The organism is Comamonas koreensis (genome assembly GCF_021026195.1).
Classification (GTDB): Bacteria; Pseudomonadota; Gammaproteobacteria; order Burkholderiales; family Burkholderiaceae_C; genus Comamonas; species Comamonas koreensis.
In genome coordinates this window covers 162,903-178,716 of the sequence record NZ_JAJNCT010000028.1, presented here as the reverse complement: position 1 = coordinate 178,716, position 15,814 = coordinate 162,903, and the positions used below count along the sequence as shown (strand labels likewise).

Below are 15,814 nucleotides of genomic sequence, written 5' to 3'. Positions count from 1 at the left end.
GCCTAGACGTCTTTTTTTTGTGCTGCCCACGGGAAATGCTATGAAAAAAATCAAGTTGGTCATGGTTGGCAACGGTATGGCGGGTGTGCGTGCGCTCGAAGAGCTGCTGGCCCTGGCCCCGGATTTGTACGAGATAACGGTATTTGGCGCGGAGCCGCACCCCAACTACAACCGCATCCTGCTGTCGCCGGTGCTGGCGGGCGAGCAGACCTTGGAGGACATCGTCCTCAACGACTGGAGCTGGTACGAGACGCATGGCGTGCGCCTGCATGCCGGCTGCACGGTGCATGCGGTGGACCGCGCCCGCCGCGTGGTACATGCCCGCAATGCCCAGGGCGAGGCGGTGACGGCCGACTACGACCGGCTCATTCTGGCGACCGGCTCCAACCCTTTCATGCTGCCGATTGCCGGCAAGGAGCTGCAAGGTGTGCTGGCCTACCGCGACATTGCCGATACCCAGGCGATGATCGATGCGGCCAGCAGCTGGCGCCATGCGGTGGTGATTGGCGGCGGCCTGCTGGGGCTGGAGGCGGCCAATGGCCTGATGAAGCGCGGCATGCAGGTAGCGGTGGTGCATGCCGGCGAATGGCTGATGGAGCGCCAGCTGGACGACCAGGCCGGCCAGCTGCTGAAGAAATCGCTGATCGAGCGGGGCATGCAGTTCTTCATGCAGGCGCAGACCCAGGAGCTGCTGGGCAATGCCGAAGGCCGGGTGCGTGCGCTGCGCTTTGCCGATGGCCGCGAGATCGCAGCCGACCTGGTGGTGATGGCTGTCGGCATCCGCCCCAACACGGCACTGGCCGAGGCCATGCACCTGCATGTGAACCAGGGCATCGTCGTCAGCGACACTATGCAGACCATCACCGACCCGCGCATCTATGCGGTGGGCGAGTGCGCGGCGCACCGGGGCATTGCCTACGGCTTGGTGGCGCCGCTGTTTGAGCAGGGCAAGGTGCTGGCCAACCACCTGGCCGAGCTGGGCATTGGCCGCTACCAAGGCTCGCTCACCTCGACCAAGCTCAAGGTGACCGGCATCGATCTGTTCTCGGCCGGGGATTTCCAGGGCGGGGAGGGCACCGAGCAGATCGTGCTGAGCGATCCCTACTCGGGCGTCTACAAAAAGCTGGTGATCAAGGAAGACCGGCTGGTGGGCGCCTGCCTGTATGGCGATACGGTCGATGGCAGCTGGTACTTCAAGCTGCTGCGCGAAGGCCGCAGCGTGGCCGATATCCGCGACAAGCTGATGTTTGGCGAATCCAACCTCGGCGATGCTGGCCACCAGGGCCAGAACAAGGCCGCCGCGCTGGCCGATGCCGATGAGGTCTGCGGCTGCAATGGCGTGAGCAAGGGCGCCATCTGCAAGGCCATCAAGGACAAGGGCCTGTTCACCTTGGACGAGGTGCGCAAGCACACCAAGGCCAGTGCCAGCTGCGGCTCCTGCACCGGCCTGGTCGAGCAGATCATCATGTTCACCGTCGGCGGTGACTATTCGGCATCGCCCAAGACCAAGCCCATGTGCGGCTGCAGCGAGCATGGCCACCAGGCGGTGCGCGATGCCATCCGCGAGCACCGGCTGCTGACGACGGACAGCGTCTTCCGCTTCATGGAGTGGAAGACGCCCAATGGCTGCGCCAGCTGCCGCCCGGCCATCAACTACTACCTGATCAGCACCTGGCCCAAGGAGGCGCGCGACGACCCGCAAAGCCGCTTCATCAACGAGCGCAGCCATGCCAACATCCAAAAGGATGGCACCTACAGCGTGATCCCGCGTATGTGGGGCGGAGAGACCACGGCCGCCGAACTGCGCCGCATTGCCGATGTGGTGGACAAGTACCAGATCCCCACCGTGAAGGTGACTGGCGGCCAGCGCATTGACCTGCTGGGCGTGAAAAAGGAAGACCTGCAGGGCGTGTGGAACGACATAGGCATGCCCTGCGGCCACGCCTATGCCAAGGCGCTGCGCACCGTCAAGACCTGTGTGGGCAGCGAATGGTGCCGCATGGGCACGCAGGACAGCACGCAGATGGGCAAGGACCTGGAGCGCGCGATGTGGCGCATGTATGCGCCGCACAAGGTGAAGTTTGCCGTCAGCGGCTGCCCACGCAACTGCGCTGAATCGGGCATCAAGGATGTCGGCATCATTGGCGTGGATTCGGGCTGGGAGATGTACATCGCCGGCAACGGCGGCATCAAGACCGAGGTGGCGCACTTTCTCACCAAGCTCAAGACCGCCGAGGAGGTGCTGGAGTACACCGGCGCCTTCATGCAGCTCTACCGGCTGGAGGGCTGGTACCTGGAGCGCACGGTGCACTACGTGAACCGGGTGGGGCTGGACTATGTCAAGCGCCGCATTCTGGACGATGCCGCCGGCCGCCAGGCGCTCTGGGCGCAGCTGCAGCAGGCGCTGGAGGGCGAACCCGACCCCTGGTTTGAAACCGACAAGGCGGCCGTGGACTTGCGCCAGTTCCAGCCGCTGCCGGTGCTGCCCGCGCTGCAGGCTGCGCCTGTGTTGACAGCCCTTTCCGCTCCCGTACCCGTACCCGCCACCACCACCGCCGGCGCATGATGCCGCGCCGCCAGGAGACCGATATGAATGAATGGATCACCATCTGCGCCATCGATGAGATTCCGGTGCTGGGCGCCCGCCGCGTGGCCCGCGCCCAGGGGCTGGATGTGGCCGTGTTCCGCACCGCCAGCGGCGAGGTGTTTGCGCTGCTCGACCGCTGCCCGCACAAGGGCGGGCCCTTGTCCCAAGGCCTGGTGTTTGGCAGCAGCGTGGCCTGCCCCTTGCACAACTGGACGATTGCGCTGGCCACCGGCCAGGCCGCTGCCCCCGATGAGGGCTGCACCCCGCGCTTTGCGGTGCGGTTGGAGGGCAGCGCGGTGCAGCTACGCGCCGATGAGCTGGCCCAGCATGCGCTGGAGCAGACCCGGCCACTGGCCGGGCCGCTAGGCCTGGGGCGCTGTGGCTCTGCGGCCGCCAGCTGCAGCACGTCGCAGACTACCGTGGCTGCCTGAGACCGCCCACCGCACGGAGCCGCCCATGCCCGAGACCCGATCCACCTGCCCCTATTGCGGCGTGGGCTGCGGCGTGATCATCACGTCGGACGGCCAGCAGATAACGGCCGTGCGCGGCGACCCAGCGCACCCGGCCAACCAGGGCAAGCTCTGCACCAAGGGCAGCAGCCTGCACCTGACGGCAGCGCCCGCGCTGGCGCAGCACAGCCGCTTGCTGCAGCCGATGCAGCGCCTGCGGCGCGGCGCCGCGCCCGAGGCCCGCAGCTGGGACACGGCGCTGGACCAGCTGGCCCGCCAGCTGCTGCAGATCCATGCTGACCACGGGCCCGATGCGCTGGGCTTTTACCTGAGCGGCCAGCTGCTGACCGAGGACTACTACGTGTTCAACAAGCTGGTCAAAGGCCTGCTGGGCACCAACAACCTGGATACCAACTCGCGCCTGTGCATGAGCAGCGCGGTGTCCGGCTACAAGGCCACCCTGGGGGCGGATGCACCACCGGCCTGCTATGAGGACATCGACCTGGCTGGCTGCCTGTTCATCAGCGGCAGCAATATGGCCTGGGCGCACCCCATCCTGTTCCGCCGGGTGGAAGAGGCCAAGGCACGCCACCCCGAGCGCAAGATCATCGTTGTGGACCCGCGCCGCACCGAGACCGCCGAGCTGGCCGATCTGCACCTGGCCCTGCAGCCGGGCAGCGATGTGATGCTTTGCCATGGCCTGTTGCACATCATGCTGGCCCAGGGCTGGGCCGATGCGGCCTTTATCGATGCGCACACCAGCGGCTTTGCGCAGCTGCATGCGATCGTGCGCGAGGCGACGCCGGAGCGGGTGGCCCAGGTCTGCGGCCTGGCGCTGGCCGACCTCTACCTGGCGGCCCAATGGCTGGCCTGGGGCGGGGCCGATGCAGCGGGCACGAACAGCGAGCGCCTGCCCACGCTCAGCCTGTACTGCCAGGGGCTCAACCAAAGCAGCAGCGGCACCGCCAACAATGCGGCGCTGATCAACCTGCACCTGGCCACCGGCCAGATCGGCAAGCCGGGCGCCGGTCCCCTGTCCTTGACCGGCCAGCCCAATGCGATGGGCGGGCGCGAGGTGGGTGGCCTGTCCAACCTGCTCAGCGCCCACCGCGACATGGCCAACCCGCAGCACCGGGCCGAGGTGGCCCAACATTGGGGCGTGGACGCGGTGCCAGCGCTGCCCGGCAAGTCGGCGCTGGAGATGTTCGAGGCGGCGGCCGATGGCCAGATCAAGGCCTTGTGGATTGCCTGCACCAACCCGGCGCAGAGCATGCCTGAGCAGGCCATGGTGCGCCGCGCGCTGGAGCGGGCCGAGCTGGTGGTGGTGCAGGAGGCCTTTGCCCAGACCGAGACGACCGCCTATGCCGATTGGCTGCTGCCCGCCACCACCTGGGGCGAGAAGCTGGGCACGGTGACCAACAGCGAACGCCGCATATCGCGGGTGCGCGCGGCCGTGGCAGCGCCCGGCCAGGCCCGCCATGACTGGCAGATTGGCGTGCAACTGGCCCAGCGGCTGGAGCGCCATCTGCGGCCCGGCCGCCCCAGCCTGTTTGCCTATGACACCGTGCTGGCCGAGCGCGGCTGCGAAGCCATCTGGATGGAGCACCGCGACAGCACGCGCGGGCGCGACCTGGACATCACGGGCCTGAGCTGGGCGCTGCTGGAGGCGCAAGGCCCGCAGCAGTGGCCGCTGCCCAGCGGCGCGGCCCAAGGGCGCCAGCGCCTGTACAGCGATGGCCGGTTTGCCACCGACGATGGCCGTGCCCGTTTTGATGCCCAGGCCTGGAAGCCGGTGGCCGTGCCGCGCGATGCGCACTACCCCTTCAGCCTGAACACCAGCCGGCTGCGCGACCAGTGGCATGGCATGAGCCGCACTGGCCAGCTGGGCCGCCTGTTTGCCCATGCCAGCGAGCCCAGCGTGCAGGCCCACCCGCAGGACATGCGCCGCCTGCAGCTGCAGGATGGCGACCTGGTGCAGCTGCACAGCCGCTACGGCAGCGTGGTACTGCCGGTACTGGCCGATGCCGGCCTGCAGCCCACGCAGCTGAACCTGCCGATGCACTGGGGCAGCATGCACCTGAGCGGCAGCACCGTGGACGGCCAGCGACTGGCAGGCGTGAACGCGCTGACCACACCGGAGCGCTGCCCCCGCTCCAAGCAGCCGGAGCTGAAGCATGTGGCGGTGCAGCTGGAGAAAGCCAGCCTGCCCTGGCAATGCCTGGGCATGGCCTGGCTCGACGACCACCAGGTGCTGGCCACGCGCCAGGCGCTGGCCACCTTGCTGGGCGAGTTCGACTTTGGCAGCTGCGTGCTGTTTGGCCGGGCCGTGCCGCTGGATGGCGCTGCCGGCCAGGGCCGCAATGGCGTGCAGTTCCGCGCTGCCGCACGCCAGGCGCCGCCGGCGGCCTTGCTGGCGCGTTTGCAGCAGCTGCTGCAGCTCGATGGCCCGCAGACCCTGCGCTATGCCGATGCGCAGCGCCAGTGCAGCCGCGCCATGGCCATGGGCGAGCAAGCGGGCGAGCCGGTGCTGCAGGCCTTCTTGCTCTGCGGCGATGCCAGCGCTGGCCAGTGGCTGGCGCCGGTGCTGCGCGATGAGCAATCAACACGCAGCTTTGGCCGCCTGCTGCTGTCCTCGGGCAGCCAGGCGCCTGCTGCGTTGCCCACCCGTGCGCGCCAGGTCTGCGCCTGCATGAATGTGGACGAGGCCGCCATTGGCGAGGCCCTGGCCCGCATCGACGGCGCGCCGGAGCAGCGCCTGCTGGAACTTAAAAACACCTTGGGCTGCGGCACGCGCTGCGGCTCCTGCATTCCCCAACTCAAGCAGCTGGTGCAGCGCGTGGCCCCGGCCGCGCTGGCCCCTTCTGCCTGATGCTTTTGAAAGGTCTTGCCATGCATGCCATTGCCACCACACCCCTCGCCGCCGGCCGCTGCTACCTGGTGGGCGCCGGCCCCGGCGACCCCGAGCTGCTGACCCTGCGCGCCTGGCGCGCCATCCAGGCCGCCACCTTGCTGCTGGTGGACGACCTGGTCTCCGCCGACATCGTGGCGCTGGCGCCGGCTGCCACCCGCACCATCTATGTGGGCAAGCGCGGCGGCCGGGCCAGCACCTCGCAGGCCTTTATCGAAAAGCTGATGGTGATGGCCGCCCGCCAAGGCGAGACGGTGGTGCGCCTCAAAGGGGGCGACCCCTTCATCTTCGGCCGGGGCGGCGAGGAGGTCGCCCACCTGCAGGCCCAAGGCGTGCAGGTGGAGGTGATCAACGGCATCACCTCGGGCCTGGCCGCCGCCACCAGCCTGGGCGTGCCGCTGACGCACCGCGACTATGCCCATGGCGTTGTCTTTGTGACCGGCCATGCCAAGCCGGGTGGGGCGCCTCTGGATTGGCGCCAGTTGGGCGCTACGGCTGAGGCGATGTCGCTCAGCCTGGTGGTGTACATGGGGGTGGGGGCGGCGCCTTTGATTGAGGCTGGTCTGTTGGCCGGCGGCTTGGCGCCGGATACGCCGGTGGCCTTGGTGCAGAACGCTAGTTTGTCTTCTCAGCGGTCGGTGTTGACGTCTTTGTCTTGTTTGGTGAGTTGTTTGCAGGGGAGTGGGTTGGGGAGTCCTTGCATGATGGTGATTGGTCGGGTGGCTGGGTTGGCGGATGCTTGTTTGTTGTGGCAGGGGCTTGTTAAGCCGTTGGAGCGGCAGGCTTGATTTTTTGTGCTTCTTACTAGTTCTGTTTACTACTGGCGTAGGGCTGCTGGCCGGGTCTCGCCCCGGCGGGCGAGGTACTTTTCTTGCTCAGCCCCGGATCGCCGGCCGAAGAAAAGTACCCAAAAGAAGGCTGCCCCTGCTGACTGCGTCCCTTCGCTGCGCTGCGGGCAACCTGTGGTGCTCGGGCATGGGCTGCACCGCGAAACTCACTACGCGCTTCGCGCTGCGTTCGGACAGACGCGGTGAGTCAGTTCACGAAGCAGTTGCACTCTTCGGTGCAACTGCCAGCCCATACCCTGTGCTCCTCGGCGCATTCAGAAGGGGTATTGGCAGACGCAGGCCATCGCTGCGCTCGGCATGTTTTCTTTCTTTTTGACAGCGGTTGTAGCTTTATTGCTGTCGGCCGGATTTCGCCCGGCAGGCGAGGTACTTTTCTTGCTCAGCCAAGAAAAGTACCCAAAAGAAGGCTGCCCCTGCTGACTGCGTCCCTTCGCTGCGCTGCGGGCAACCTGTGGTGCTCGGGTATGGGCTGCACCGCGAAACTCACTACGCGCCAGAGGCGCTTCGTTCAAACAGACGCGGTGAGTCAGTTCACGATGCAGTTGCACTCTGCGGTGCAACTGCCCAGCCCATACCCTGTGCTCCTCGGCGCATTCAGAAGGGGCTTGAGCAGACGCGGGCCATCGCTGCGCTCGGCCTGTTTTGGGGGCCGAGCGTAGCGATGGCCTATTGGTATTTGGCTGTTGGGTTGTTCGCATTCCCCTTTTGCATGCGCCTGGGGCGTGGTGTTTGTGGGGTGGCACTGGCACCGCAGAGTGCCAGTGCATCGTCATCTAGCTTGCCGCGTCTGTCCGAACGGAGCGCCTTGGCGCGTAGTGAGTTTCGCGGCACACCCCACAAACGCCACGACACAGGTTGCCCTTCGCAAAGCGAAGGGTCGCAAGCAGCAGGGGCGACCTTCTTTTGGGTACTTTTCTTGGTCGCCAAGAAAAGTACCTCGCCCGCCGGGCGAAATCCGGCCAGCAGCCCTACGCCAGTAGCAAACAGCGCCCATTAATAGGCGCTGAAAAGACCAAATCAACAAGCGCAGTTCAGCGCAGAGCAGCGACCGGTCACTTGACCGGAATAACCGTAGAAGCAGGTACCGCCACCGCCGTCACACTGTTCTGCGGAGAGCCCTCAATCACCTTGTCGGAGTACGTCATATAGACCAACGTATTACGCGCCGCATCCACCATGCGCACCACCCGCAAACGCTTGAACAGCAACGAGGTCCGCTCGCTGAACACCTCTTCCTGCTGCTTCAAAGGCTTCTCGATGCTGATCGGCCCCGCCTGCACACAGGCAATCGAGGCCTCCGAGCGGTCCTCAGCCAGACCCAATGCGCCCTTGACGCCACCCGTGCGGGCGCGAGACACATAGCAGGTCACGCCCTTGACCAGCGGGTCGTCATAGGCTTCGACAACGATCTTGTGGTCGGGGCCAATGAACTTGAACACCGTGTCCACCGAGCCGATGGTGTCCGGTTGGGCCCAGGCGGCGGTGGCGGCCAGGCAGCCTGCGACGACGACGGCGTGGCGCCAGGAAGTGGTGGTCAGCATGGAGGGTTTCCGGAAAAGGGAAGGGACTGCACCGGCGCCAAGGCCGGTGCATGCGGGAGCAGAGGATCAGGCCTGGGCGGCGGCCTGGGCCACGTGGCGCTGCAGGTGCTCCAGCGCTTCTTCGACCTGGTCGACCAGGACCAGGCAGAGGTCGCCCGGCTGCAGGCGTGCCAGCGCGTGGTCGATGGCGATGAACTCGCCGTGGATGTCGGTCACGTAGCTGGTGCGGCTGGCGCCTTGCAGGCCTTGGCGCAGCAGTGCGATGACTTCGCCGTCGGCGCGGCCGCGTTGGGCGGCATCCTGGTAGAGGATGACGTCGTCGAAGGCCTCGCCCAGCATTTCGGTCTGGACGCGAATGTCTTCGTCGCGGCGGTCACCGGCGCCGCTGATGACCACACTGCGCTTGTTGGCGGGCATGGCTTCCACGGCCTGGATCAGCGCGCGGATGGCATCCGGGTTGTGGCCGTAGTCGGCAATGATGGTCGCACCGCGGTAGTCCATCACGTTGAAGCGGCCAGGGGCGTTGTCGCTGTCATTGACAAAGCCTGCCAGGCCACGGCGGATGGTCTGCCAGGGCAGGCCGGCGGCCCAGGCGGCACCGATGGAGGCCATGACGTTCTCGACCTGGAAGGTGATCGCGCCGTTGCGGGTGATCGGGATCTCGCGCAGCGGGATCGACTCGCGCCAGGAACCTTCGGCGGCCACGATGCTGTCGCCATCGACATAGACGACGCGGCTGCCCTGGGCACGGTGCGTGGCCATCACGGGGTGGTGGCGGTCGGCGGCGAAGAAGATCACCTTGCCGGGGCAGACATGGGCCATTGCGGCGACCAGCGGGTCGGCGGCGTTGAGCACGGCGTAGCCGGTGGGCGCCACGTTCTGCACGATCACGCGCTTGAGCACGCCCACGTCTTCCTTGGTGGTGATGAAGTTCAGACCCAGGTGGTCGCCTTCGCCCACGTTGGTGACCACGGCCACTTGGCAGCGGTCAAAGCCCAGGCCTTCGCGCAGAATGCCGCCGCGTGCGCATTCGAGCACGGCGGCATCGGTTTCGGGGTGGGCCAGGGCATTGCGCGCGCTGCGCGGGCCCGAGCAGTCGCCGCTGTCGATCTGGCGGCCGTTGACGTAGACGCCATCGGTGTTGGTCATTGCCGTGCGCCAGCCGTGCGAGGTGAACAGATGGGCGATGACGCGGGTGGTCGTGGTCTTGCCGTTGGTGCCGGTCACCGCCACCAGCGGGATGCGGCCGTCGTTGCCAGCGCTGAACATCTCATCGACCATGGGCACGCCCACATGGCGGGGCTTGCCGAAGGAGGGCGCCAGGTGCATGCGCAGGCCAGGGGCGGCGTTGACTTCGACAATGCCGCCGCTTTGCTCTTCCAGCGGCTTGAGCATGGTCTCGCAGACCACGTCCACGCCGCAGATGTGCAGGCCAATGGTCTGGGCCGCTTCAATCGCGCGGGCGGCGATTTCGGGATGCACGTCATCGGTCACATCGGTGGCGCTGCCGCCGGTGGACAGGTTGGCATTGTTGCGCAGCACCACGCGCTGGCCTTGGCCAGGCACGCTGTCGGGGGTCATGCCTTCGCTGGCGATGCGGGAGATGGCGATGTCGTCCAGGCGGATCTTGGTGAGCGCGGTACCGTGGCCGGTGCCGCGGCGTGGGTCCTGGTTGACCAGGTTCACCAGCTCGCGGATGGTGTGCTGGCCGTCACCCAGCACCTGGGGCGGCTCGCGGCGGGCAGCGGCGACCAGTTGGCCGCCCACCACCAGCAGGCGGAAGTCGTGGCCGGGCAGGAAGCGCTCGACCATGATCTCGTCGCCAAATTCGCTGGCGGTCTTGTAGGCGGCTTCCAGGCCTTCGCGGGTGTTGATGTTGACCACCACGCCCTTGCCCTGGTTGCCATCCTGGGGCTTGACCACGACGGGCAGGCCCACTTCCAGCGCCACTTGCCAGGCTTCTTCCACATCGGCCACGGGGCGGCCCATGGGCACGGGCACGCCAGCGGCATGCAGCAGGCGCTTGGTCAGGTCCTTGTCCTGTGCAATGGATTCCGCCACGGCGCTGGTCGAATCGATCTCGGCCGCCTGGAAGCGGCGGGCCTTAGAGCCCCAGCCCAGCTGCACCAGCGAGCCGGTGGTCAGGCGGCGGAAGGGGATGCCACGGGCGACAGCGGCGTCCACAATGGCGCCGGTCGAGGGGCCGATGCGCTCGTCTTCATCGAGCTCGCGCAGCGCGGCAATGGCGGCGTCGGCATCAAAGGGGCTGTCGTTCAACGTGGCCTGGATCAGCGCTTCGGCCTTTTCCATCGCCAGCTTGCCCACCGCTTCTTCGGTGTACTCGACAACGACCTGGTAGGTGCCGGGCTCGGTCGTCACATGGGTGCGGCTGAAGGTGACCGGGCAGCCGGCTTGCGCCTGCAGCGAGAGTGCGGCGACTTCGAGCACATGGGCCAGCGACAGGGCCTGGTCGGCGCCATGGGGCTGCAGGGGGGCGATGTTGGGGAAGCGCGCACGCAGTTTTTCTTCAAAACCGGGGATGGTGCTGTAGCGCTGTTCGCTGTCTTCACAGCGCACGATGGTCTCGATGGCGGTGCTGCGGGTCCAGAGGTTGGGGCCACGCAAGGCACGGGTGCGGGAGAGCTGCATAGTGTTTCTTTCAGATGGAGGGCCCGCTGAATCAGCGGGCCGTGCATGCTTGTCGTCGTGGAGAGCCGTGTCCGGCGTATCAGGCGTTGTACTCGAAGGTCTTGATACCGGCACCGATCAGATCGGGGGTGATATCCAGCGCCCAGGCCGTGGCGATGGCGGCAAGCAGGGCCGAGGTGTCGGGCTTCTTGCCACCCGGCAGGCTCAGCGCATCGAGGGTGCCCAGCACGCGCTCTTGCGCGCCGGTGGCCAGCACCACGTTGTTGCCCTTGATGATGACGGCGCGGCCGCCTTCGTGCTGGGCTTCGGTGTTGGCGCGGTGGGCGGCCACGGCCTCGTTCTCCGCCTGGGTCGTGTACAGCACGACTTCGCCATCGCAAAGCTCGGCCAGGTCGGCCACTTCGGGCAGGTCGGCGTTGAGCACGCCAGCGCCTTCGTCCAACACCACATCGATCTGGGTGCGCATCACGCGGCGCATCTGGCCGGCTTCCAGCACATCGTGGTCCGCCAGGCTCTCAAAGCCTTGCATGTCGGTCACCACACCGACCAGGCAGCGGTCATAGGCCAGGCCTTCTTCCAGAATGGAACGGGCCGTCGTCTGGATCACCGCTGCTTGCGCCAGGCGGTTGGTCAGCAGGCGGTGCGCGCCGGTCCAGTTGGCGGTATTGGTCTTCTGGGTCTGGCGGTTGGACAGGAACATGCCCTCGTCGCTGGCCACACCGGTGAGCTTGCCCGACAGCTGCAGCAGCCAGCCGACCAGGCGCGCGATAAAGGCGTTGTTCTGTGTGCCGACAATGCCGACAATCGGGATGCGGCCTGCGCCTGCACCTTCTTCGCGGGGGAAGAGGTGGTCGGCAATGGCCATGCCGACCGGGCGCGGCGCGCCGCTGGTGGGCTTGAGGTGCATCAGCAGGCCGGGGCCGGCATTGACTTCCAGAATCGCGCCCTGGCCTTGCATCGGCTGGGACACGTCCTTGAGGATCATGTCCATGCCGGCGATGTCCAGACCGACGATCTTGGCGGCCAGAACGGCGTAGTAGGCGACGTCGGGGTGCACATCATCAAGGCAGTCGATGGCCATGTTGCCATTGCGTTGCAGCAGCACGCTCTGGCCTTGGGCGATCACGCTGTCCGGGGTGACATGCTGGCGGTTGAGTTCGAGCTTGACCGCACCGGCTTCCAGATTGATCCAGTCGAGCGGGTATTCCTGCTCGGGGCCACGGCGGGGGTCTTCGTTGAGCACGGCCACCAGCTCACGCAGGGTGGCCTTGCCATTGCCGTAGACGCTGACGGTCTCACCCTTGGTGGCAGCGACCACCTTGTCGCCCACCACCAGCAGGCGGTGTTCGACGCCGTCGATGAACTTCTCGACGATGACATCCGAGCCTTCGGGCTGGGCCAGCGCAAATGCGGCCTTGATGTCGGCCTCTTTGGACAGCTCCAGGGTCACGCCACGGGCGTGGTTGCCGTCGGAGGGCTTGACGGTGACGGGGAAGCCGATTTCCTGGGCCACTTCCCAGGCTTCTTCGGCGCTGGCCACGATCTGGCCTTCGGGCACCGGCACGCCGCAAGCGGTCAGCAGGCGCTTGGTGAAATCCTTGTCCTGGGCGATGCCTTCGGCAATCGCGCTGGTCTGGTCGGACTCGGCCGTCCAGATGCGGCGCTGCGCGGCGCCGTAGCCCAACTGGACCAGGTTGCCATCATTGAGACGGATATGGGGAATGCGGCGCTCGCTGGCGGCATCGACGATGCAGCCGGTCGAGGGGCCGAGGTAGCGGTCATTGATCGCCGTCTTGATCGCATGGATCGCCGGCTTGATGTCGTAGGGCTCGTCGTTGATCGCGGCCATCAGCAGCTGGTGGCCATGCTCCAGCGCGACGCGGGCCACGGCCTCTTCCGGGCAGCGGAACACCATGCGGTAGACGCCGCGCTTGGAGATCTCACGCGTCTGGCCGAACTCGGCCGGCATGCCGGCCAGGTTCAGCAGCTCGATGATCACGTGTTCCATCACATGGCCCATCCAGGTGCCGCCTTCAAGGCGCTGGATGAAACCGCCGCGTTCACCGACGCCGCAGGTGTGCTCGATCAGGTCAGGCAGCCAGGTGGTGAGGCGCTCGTTCAGCCCGGGGATCTTGTTCGAGGGATAGTCCTCCAGCTCTCCCAGGTCCAGCCAGACCTCCAATACGGGGCGGTAAGTCCAGACGCTGGGGCCGCGCAAAAACGTGGTGCGCAAGAGTTGGATGGTATTGAATTTCGCCATATCGATCAACGGATAAACATAAGTAACAATTCCGGGGGAATCGCCGTAGATGGGAAAGCATTGTGCGCCCAAATGAGGCAGATTAATCGCTGTCAGCCTATTGGGCGTGTCAGACGTTAAAGACAGATGAGGGCGGGGCGGCCCAGGCCGCCGTTCGCCACAATAATATGCGGTTGTTCACCGGACAACTGCCACCGCCCTGTGCGGAGAGAAAATCGCCATATGCAACATCAACATTCCGCGGACGCGTCAGCATTCTTTGCGGGTCCGCTAGGAACCCAATTGCGAGCCAAGCTCAATACTCTGGAAAACGTGCTTGCCGCCACTCCCGTTGACTTGACCGCAGATTTGCGCTTTGGCAGCGGCCAGGTGGTGCTGACTTCCGAGCGTCTTCTGGCTTTTGATCCTGATGTTCAGCAGTGGAGTGAGTGGGTACTTGCGCCTGATCTGAGCCTGCGCTTTTTTGACCATGGCGGTGTCGGCAGCCTGGAGCTGCATGACAGCACCCAGCGTTTGGGCCTGTGGCGCATCACCTTGAGCCACCAGACCGCAGTGCTGGGCCTGATGCAGCAGTTCGAACGCCAACGTGAGCGCCTGCTGCGCAACGAGGCCTACCAGGTGGTCGAAGACGAGCGCGCGCTCTGCCCGGTCTGCGGCAGCGTGCTGCCCCCCGATAGCGAGGAATGCCCGGCCTGCGCCCGCCAGCAGAATGCGCCGACATCCAGCTGGGTGCTGCTGCGGCTGTGGCGCTTTGCCAAACCCTACAAAATGCAATTGTTGTTGGGTTTCGCGCTGACGTTGTGCACCACGGCCGCCCAATTGGTGGCGCCCTACCTGACGATTCCGCTGATGGACAAGATCCTGATCCCGTTCCAGAACGGCGAGAAGATCGATGCTGGCCTGGTGCGGTTCTACCTGGGCGCGCTGCTGATCTCGGCGCTGATCGCCTGGCTGCTGGGCTGGGCGCGCACCTTTGTGCTGGCGCGCGTCTCGGAGCGCATTGGCGCCAACCTGCGCACCACCACCTATAACCACCTGCTCAAGCTCTCGCTCGATTTTTACGGCAGCAAGCGCACCGGTGACCTGATGGCCCGTATCGGCGCCGAAACCGACCGCATCAACCTGTTTCTGTCGCTCAACGCGCTGGATTTTGCGACCGATGTGCTGATGATCGTGATGACCTCGGCCATCCTGTTCTCGATCAACCCCTGGCTGGCCCTGGTCACCCTGGTGCCGCTGCCCTTCATCGCCTGGATGATCCATACGGTGCGCGACAAGCTGCGCACCGGCTTCGAGAAGATCGACCGCGTCTGGTCCGAAGTGACCAATGTGCTGGCCGACACGATTCCCGGTATCCGCGTCGTGAAGGCCTTTGCACAGGAGCAGCGCGAGGCCGACCGCTTTGCCGCCGCCAACCAGGTCAACCTGGAAGCCAATGACCGGGTCAACAAGACCTGGTCGCTGTTCACCCCCACGGTCACCCTGCTGACCGAAGTGGGCCTGCTGATCGTCTGGGCCTTTGGTATCTACCTGGTGGCGGGTGGCTCGATCACCGTCGGTGTGCTGACCGCCTTCATCGCCTACATCGGCCGCTTCTACACGCGTCTGGATTCGATGAGCCGCATCGTCTCGGTGACGCAAAAGGCCGCTGCCGGCGCCAAGCGCATCTTTGACATCCTCGACCATGTGAGCAACGTCCCCGACCCGGTCAACCCGGTCAAGCTGGGCAAGGTGCAGGGCGCCATCACGATGGAGAACGTCGGTTTCCGCTATGGCAGCCGCACCGTCATCAAGGACCTGAACCTGCAGATCCGCCCCGGCGAGATGATTGGCCTGGTGGGCCACAGCGGCTCGGGCAAGAGCACCCTGGTCAATCTGATCAGCCGTTTCTACGATGTGACCGATGGCTCGATCCAGCTCGATGGCGTCGATGTGCGCCGCATTGCGGTGTCCGACTACCGCAGCAATATCGGCCTGGTTTTGCAAGAGCCCTTCCTGTTCTTCGGCACCATTGCCGAGAACATTGCCTACGGCAAGCCCGATGCGACGCGCGAAGAGATCGTTGCCGCAGCCCGCGCCGCCCATGCGCATGAGTTCATCCTGCGCCTGCCCCATGGCTATGACTCGCTGGTGGGCGAGCGTGGCCAGGGCCTGTCCGGCGGTGAGCGCCAGCGTATCTCGATTGCACGCGCGCTGCTGATCGACCCGCGCATCCTGATCCTGGACGAGGCCACCTCGGCCGTGGACACCGAGACCGAAAAGGAAATCCAGCGTGCACTGGACAACCTGGTGCAAGGCCGCACCACGATTGCGATTGCCCACCGCCTGTCGACCCTGCGCAAGGCCGACCGCCTGGTGGTGATGGACCGTGGCGAGATCGTCGAAGTCGGATCGCATGACGCGCTGATGGCCCAAGAGGGCGCCTACTGGCGCCTGTACATGGCGCAGGCGCGCCGTGCCGAGGAGGATGCCGAAGCCGCTGGCGTGGTCACCGCGCGTGCTGCGGGCGTGACCTATGACATGCAGTCCCTCCCCAAGTCCCATGTGGACGGGTCCGATGAAAACCGCTGAT

General features: G+C 65.9%; 8 protein-coding genes. 5 read left to right on the top strand and 3 right to left on the bottom strand.

What is annotated here, in order from left to right:
* Positions 1 to 40: 40 nt before the first annotated feature.
* Genes nirB through cobA form a run of 4 tightly spaced genes read left to right on the top strand, consistent with a single transcriptional unit; the run spans position 41 to position 6,732 of the window.
* Entirely contained in the window at positions 41 to 2,566 is a 2,526-nt protein-coding gene (nirB, locus tag LPW39_RS20105) for a nitrite reductase large subunit NirB (protein ID WP_230779216.1), read from the top strand.
* Between the two features lie 23 nt (positions 2,567 to 2,589).
* Entirely contained in the window at positions 2,590 to 3,018 is a 429-nt protein-coding gene (gene nirD / locus LPW39_RS20100; RefSeq protein WP_230779212.1) for a nitrite reductase small subunit NirD, read from the top strand.
* Positions 3,019 to 3,043: 25 nt separating this feature from the next.
* On the top strand, positions 3,044 to 5,905 hold the full coding sequence (locus LPW39_RS20095) for a nitrate reductase (RefSeq protein ID WP_230779209.1): 2,862 nt from the start codon (positions 3,044 to 3,046) through the stop codon (positions 5,903 to 5,905).
* Positions 5,906 to 5,925: 20 nt separating this feature from the next.
* On the top strand, positions 5,926 to 6,732 hold the full coding sequence (cobA, locus tag LPW39_RS20090; RefSeq protein WP_230779206.1) for a uroporphyrinogen-III C-methyltransferase: 807 nt from the start codon (positions 5,926 to 5,928) through the stop codon (positions 6,730 to 6,732).
* 1,112 nt (positions 6,733 to 7,844) lie between these two features.
* Here cobA and LPW39_RS20085 read toward each other — a convergent pair.
* The 3 genes from LPW39_RS20085 to LPW39_RS20075 all read right to left on the bottom strand — a co-directional run bounded on the left by LPW39_RS20085 (position 7,845) and on the right by LPW39_RS20075 (position 13,242).
* A complete protein-coding gene (locus tag LPW39_RS20085) occupies positions 7,845 to 8,333 on the bottom strand; it encodes a CreA family protein (protein WP_230779203.1) in 489 nt (162 codons plus the stop codon).
* A 66-nt stretch (positions 8,334 to 8,399) separates the two neighbouring features.
* On the bottom strand, positions 8,400 to 10,982 hold the full coding sequence (cphA, locus tag LPW39_RS20080) for a cyanophycin synthetase (protein WP_230779199.1): 2,583 nt from the start codon (positions 10,980 to 10,982) through the stop codon (positions 8,400 to 8,402).
* A gap of 79 nt (positions 10,983 to 11,061) precedes the next feature.
* Positions 11,062 to 13,242 carry a cyanophycin synthetase gene (locus LPW39_RS20075; protein ID WP_230779196.1) on the bottom strand — a complete coding sequence of 727 codons (2,181 nt, stop codon included), beginning with the start codon at positions 13,240 to 13,242 and terminating at the stop codon, positions 11,062 to 11,064.
* Between the two features lie 222 nt (positions 13,243 to 13,464).
* On the opposite strand from LPW39_RS20075, the gene LPW39_RS20070 reads away from it, so the two are divergent.
* Positions 13,465 to 15,813 carry a cyanophycin metabolism-associated ABC transporter gene (locus tag LPW39_RS20070; protein ID WP_230779193.1) on the top strand — a complete coding sequence of 783 codons (2,349 nt, stop codon included), beginning with the start codon at positions 13,465 to 13,467 and terminating at the stop codon, positions 15,811 to 15,813.
* The last annotated feature ends 1 nt before the right edge of the window (position 15,814 follow it).

What these genes read in the sequence shown, in the direction of transcription:
- nirB (WP_230779216.1), top strand. Translation starts at nt 41, where the DNA reads ATGAAAAAAATCAAGTTGGTCATGGTTGGCAACGGTATGGCGGGTGTG.
- nirD (WP_230779212.1), top strand. Translation starts at nt 2,590, where the DNA reads ATGAATGAATGGATCACCATCTGCGCCATCGATGAGATTCCGGTGCTG.
- LPW39_RS20095 (WP_230779209.1), top strand. Translation starts at nt 3,044, where the DNA reads ATGCCCGAGACCCGATCCACCTGCCCCTATTGCGGCGTGGGCTGCGGC.
- cobA (WP_230779206.1), top strand. Translation starts at nt 5,926, where the DNA reads ATGCATGCCATTGCCACCACACCCCTCGCCGCCGGCCGCTGCTACCTG.
- LPW39_RS20085 (WP_230779203.1), bottom strand. Translation starts at nt 8,333, where the DNA reads ATGCTGACCACCACTTCCTGGCGCCACGCCGTCGTCGTCGCAGGCTGC.
- cphA (WP_230779199.1), bottom strand. Translation starts at nt 10,982, where the DNA reads ATGCAGCTCTCCCGCACCCGTGCCTTGCGTGGCCCCAACCTCTGGACC.
- LPW39_RS20075 (WP_230779196.1), bottom strand. Translation starts at nt 13,242, where the DNA reads ATGGCGAAATTCAATACCATCCAACTCTTGCGCACCACGTTTTTGCGC.
- LPW39_RS20070 (WP_230779193.1), top strand. Translation starts at nt 13,465, where the DNA reads ATGCAACATCAACATTCCGCGGACGCGTCAGCATTCTTTGCGGGTCCG.